The 597-nt window shown below is 70.9% G+C and carries 1 protein-coding gene and 1 pseudogene; both read right to left on the bottom strand.

Features of this window, described 5'->3' with window-relative positions:
- Window positions 1-219: pseudogene (locus TN53_RS48875) on the bottom strand (hypothetical protein); the annotation flags it as partial.
- 81 nt (window positions 220-300) lie between these two features.
- The coding region (locus tag TN53_RS41815) for an AIR synthase-related protein (protein ID WP_046264132.1) at window positions 301-597 on the bottom strand (297 nt) is incomplete at its 5' end.

The raw sequence follows: 597 nt of genomic DNA, 5'->3' as shown, positions 1-597 counted from the left end.
CACCGGTACGAGGACGTCCGGTGTGCCGGGCATCGGACGCAACAGGCACAGATGCACCAGCTGTTGACCGATGGAGTCGGCCTGCTCGAGCGGGATGCCGACCGCCTGTGCGATGTGCTCGGGCGCGTAGCGACCGGCGTGGACAGCTTCCCGGTACGCCGCTATCCCCCTTTCGTCCAGCTCATCGAAAGCGGCGTCAGAAAGGGATATTTCCGGCATCCTGCGATTACCCCCCGCGGAATGGAAATCAGTCGCCTGGCAACCTTACGGGCCCGGGAACTGCTCCCGGGCCTGCTCGGGTCAGGCCAGCCGGGCGGGTGGCTCGGGCGCCGACCCGAGGGGCGTCGTGTGTCCGTCGGCGAGTGCCAGCTCGACCCGGTGGCGGCCGGGCGGCGTCACCTCGCCGACGACGGCGGCATCACGGCCGTACGGGTGGGCGCGCAGCGCGGCCAGGACGTCGTCCGAGGCCTCGGCGGCGACGACGAGGCACACACAACTCGCGGTCGCCGCGTGCACGGGGTCGACGCCGAGTTCGTCGAGGGCCACGCGCACCTCGTAGTGCACCGGCAGCGCCACCTCCTCAACCCGCATGCCCAG

Origin of the sequence: Streptomyces sp. WM6386, from assembly GCF_000972385.1 — a bacterium.
Lineage (GTDB): Bacteria > Actinomycetota > Actinomycetes > Streptomycetales > Streptomycetaceae > Streptomyces.
This window is presented reverse-complemented; position numbering and strand designations above follow the sequence as displayed.